Source organism: Staphylococcus sp. CoH_129_LAB_1 (assembly GCF_058191515.1).
Genome location: NZ_JBXWKZ010000044.1, coordinates 10,596 through 14,693, shown reverse-complemented (window position 1 = coordinate 14,693; position 4,098 = coordinate 10,596). Strand labels below are relative to the sequence as shown.

Here is a 4,098-nt window from a genome sequence, read left to right as displayed (position 1 = left end):
AATAAAGAAGCCAGTAAATGAATTTATAATAAACTCATTTACTGGCTAATTTGTTAGAAATTATGTCCCAGCCTCTTATTTTTTTGACTTCGAATCATTAGAGAATCTAAAACACAAAAATGATTAGAGGGATTATCATTTTTAATTTCATAGATTTAATAAACTTTTCAATCTATCATTTACTTCTATTACCTTTTCAGTTGTCAATATATCAAAATGTCGATATGGACGAGCATGTATATCAACAGATTTAATTTGTTTGCAGTCGATAACACCATTTATATGTTGATTTTTAGTCTTCACTAATACATCTGTTGGGTATTGCTCATCGTATCTTTTTGTAATAGGAATAACCCAAGCAAAACCGGAAACCTTATTAAATTCAGTATCACTTATGACTAAACAAGGACGATAGTTTTCTTTTTCATTACCAATGACTGGATTAAAATCTCATTTAATTAAATCATATTGATTTACCATTATCCTATCCTGCTTCAACTTCAATATACGACACAATGCATCAGTGTTCATTGTTAACCTCTCCGCAATTTTTTTGATTTTGTTCTAACTCTAATTGAAATCAATATAATTTTTCGGTACTATCTAACATTAATTTGTTCAGTTGGCGTTCGCCACTTCGTAAACGTTGAATACTTGATGCCGTCACACCTGTTTTTTGATGAATATAATACGCAGATAAATCGCTATTTAGGAGTCTTTCAATTGTTTCGATAATCATATTAAATGAGTGAAACGTTTAGAAAATACTAAAAGTAAAAGATTATGAATAAGGCTAGGGCGATAACAGAAACACCTATCATATAGTTACAGAATGTTTTGATTTTGATTCGAGTAATTTTTGTCATTTTTATCACCTCATTTTATAGTTGAAGTAAGGGATGAGAATATCCCCCGATTACCTAATGAATATAACTTAATATTAGCTTGAATGTCAGTTGGCATGCAGTAAAGGAGATAGTGCTTTTTTATTGATTTTGAACATAAAAAAGATGACCATCGCAACAATCATCTCAAGTACACTCTTCACATATGTACCGCAATTTGATATTTATCTCCATATATGCAATTCATACTTAACGGACTTATATGGACGGCTGAGAGGGCTTAAAATTCAAATTCATTGTGGTTTTTTCTGCCGTCAACAATTTTATATATTTTAAACCGTGATTCGATTTTTCTGATGTCCTTAACCACATATTTGAGTATCTTTTCATTGATAGCTTTCATGTATACGTTTAACAAATATTAAATATCAGTATGAACGCAGTCACTAAATTCAAAAAGAATTAATAAAAGAGGGACTTATTGATGTTACTTCAAAAATGGATAAATAACGTCTTTACATCTACATGCCTAAAATCAAGGATCAACAATTCTATTATTATAATAAAGAAAAGAAATTCAACAAATACACATATGACCGTTTTATAGACGTATTGAACATCAAATCAAAGCATACACTAAAAAACATATTAATACCCTAATGAAACACAAGCTATTAATCGTGAGCAATGTAGGAACTACAATTTAAGATATAAATGTTGAACAAAATGAGTCAAAGAATGTAGATACTAAATTACACAATAATAAGAATAATTCATCTGATTCACACAATATGCATTTAGTAACACTATAAACATAATCAACTCTACGTAACAAATTATTGCCTTGACTTGAAGATTTGAAGAGTGAAATTGAAGAAATCTTAATCCGTGTAAATCGAAAATAGAAAATACACAATAAAACGATTACCAAAGTATATAATTATCTATTTATAAGTATTAAAGGAGCATTTACTCAAAGATACGAAGAAGATTATAACCAAGATGTTATTACAAAAAGTCCAAAAATGGCTTTATTTGGACATCCACAGAATATTGTGACTGCGCTAATTAAATCTATGATTAATAGATGATACAAGTTTTATATAAGACCTTGAGTTGCAGAAATAAAATGATTTATCTAAATTAATAATTTTTAATTGGAATATAGATGAGCACAAACATACACATCAATATGCTGATGTGTATGTTTGTGCGCTGTCCTTATTACTTTATTTAAAGGAAAACAGTATATAGTATTATTGAAACTAAGTAATACTAAAATATAAAGTCTTATATTTTGTTTACTGCTCTAATTATTTCTTCTTTTGTTAGATCAATAATAGACTGATATTTTTCTTTATTAAGATCTAGTTTGCTTATTTCAATTTCAATTTTTTCTAATTCTTCAATTATATACTCTCCTTGAGACAGTATTTTAGAGTATATAGCTATTTCAGATGGTTCTTTTTGTGTTTTAAAGGTGGATGCATCTTCATTTAATTCTTTTTCTAAAATAGTTGAAATATCATCGGTAATATTAATTTGCTGACTATTCCATTTCTGTAATCTGCCCTCTATGTAATTTTCCTTACGATATTGTGAAAGAATATTTACATCTATTCCAGCATCCCTAAATATATCTTCGGGTTCTTTGCCTTGATTATATTCTTCTACAGCTTTAAGTTTGAAATCATCTGTATAATATATGTTCTTACTAGTTACTTTATAAATATGAATATTAGACTCCAATTTTTGTCTAACCTCTTTGGGTAAAGTTGCCATTTTTTCTCCCTTTCTTTCTTTTTTTCTTTCTTTTTTATTTCATTACTATAAATTGGTTAAAGTTAAAAGTCAAAATATATATTTATATCATTAATAAAGAGAAGCGGATTTTCGACACACCTTCATACATATGTGTATAAATGTGTGTATATTTATGTTAAGATGGTAAAGGAGGTGTCCAAATGGAAATAATCACATTCGCAGCTGTTAAAGGTGGAGTAGGAAAAACAACATTATCCTATAATTTTTCTGGATATTTAGCTGACTTGGGATACAAAGTATTAATGATAGATTTTGATCACCAATGCAATTTATCTCAAATCTTAGGAATTTATGATCAAAAGAATACTGTCTTATCTATATTCGAAAAAATAGATGCACTACATATTGAAGAAAAAGTTAAGGTACACCGTATTAATAACAATATAGATCTTATCAGTGGATTTTTACGTTTAGATGAGTATGAGAAGCATATGAGTACCACAGATGGAAAAGACATGCAATTATATATGTGGCTAGATGATTACTATGAAGAATATAATATTGGTCAATATGACTATATTATTATTGATACACATCCTGATTTCAGTACATCAACAAGAAATGCAATTGTGGTAAGCCATAAAGTAATTTCTCCTAATAAGCCAAGTGGCTTTAGTGATGATTCAAATGCAAACATTTCATATCGTATTAATAAATTAAAGAAGGATTTAATTGACTTTAGGACACGAGAAAGTTATGTAACAGCTAAACTTTTTTTCGTTGGAAATATGGTCAAACATAATACTAAATCATCAATCAATTTTAAAAAAAGCATTGAAAATCAAGAAGATTATATAACTTATTTTCCTGATAAGGAATTAATTACACGCAGTGTTTTAGAAAAAAAGCCAATTGTATCATTTAAACAAGAACCTACAATATACTTAAAGGAAAAAAGTTTTTTTCAGCAATTTATAAATAGTTGTAAAGCTATTAAAGATGCTTGATTAATACAAATTAAAAAGAGTGCTTTAATTTGTAATTACATCAACACATGTATATACGTCAACATGTGTATGTTTATGTATATAATACATTATGAAAGGTGTTTTAAAATGGCATTTAATAAAAAAATAGATAGTAATAATCAAGAAAAGAATATAGAAAAAGCTTTAGAGAATGCAGTATCACCTAATACATCATATAAAAAAATAGAGATTAAAAAGGATAAAATTAAAGAAAAGAAAAAGAGATATCAATTTATGTTACAGCCTTCAGTTAGAAAAAAACTAGATGAGTTAGTTGAAGAAAATAATTATTCATCATCTTCAGAATTTTTAAATGAGATTATAAAACAATTATATGTAAACTAGTTTTACATATAATATTTCAGATAAATACAGGGGAAGTTAAGAAAACCCTATTAACAAAGAATTTGATTTGTTAATAGGGTTTATTTTTGTGTAAACACAAAAATAAACTTGTAAGT

General features: G+C 27.3%; 4 protein-coding genes and 1 pseudogene. 2 read left to right on the top strand and 3 right to left on the bottom strand.

From position 1 onward, the window contains the following. Nucleotides 1-147 precede the first annotated feature (147 nt). From AC2FB1_RS10595 to AC2FB1_RS10585, 3 genes and pseudogenes are all read right to left on the bottom strand, one after another. Nucleotides 148-438, bottom strand: a pseudogene (locus AC2FB1_RS10595) (type II toxin-antitoxin system PemK/MazF family toxin); the annotation flags it as partial. Between the two features lie 142 nt (nt 439-580). Beyond that, the gene (locus tag AC2FB1_RS10590; protein WP_015387289.1) at nt 581-739 is read right to left on the bottom strand and encodes a hypothetical protein; all 159 of its coding nucleotides are present in this window, start codon (nt 737-739) and stop codon (nt 581-583) included. A gap of 1,396 nt (nt 740-2,135) precedes the next feature. Next, on the bottom strand, nt 2,136-2,627 hold the full coding sequence (locus AC2FB1_RS10585; protein ID WP_423585954.1) for a hypothetical protein: 492 nt from the start codon (nt 2,625-2,627) through the stop codon (nt 2,136-2,138). 182 nt (nt 2,628-2,809) lie between these two features. Between AC2FB1_RS10585 and AC2FB1_RS10580 the strand changes: the two genes are divergently transcribed. Both AC2FB1_RS10580 and AC2FB1_RS10575 read left to right on the top strand, forming a co-directional pair. After that, on the top strand, nt 2,810-3,616 hold the full coding sequence (locus tag AC2FB1_RS10580) for a ParA family protein (RefSeq protein ID WP_070853605.1): 807 nt from the start codon (nt 2,810-2,812) through the stop codon (nt 3,614-3,616). A 108-nt stretch (nt 3,617-3,724) separates the two neighbouring features. Beyond that, nucleotides 3,725-3,982, top strand: coding sequence for a ribbon-helix-helix domain-containing protein (locus tag AC2FB1_RS10575; protein WP_015387292.1), 258 nt, complete (start codon nt 3,725-3,727; stop codon nt 3,980-3,982). Nucleotides 3,983-4,098 lie beyond the last annotated feature (116 nt).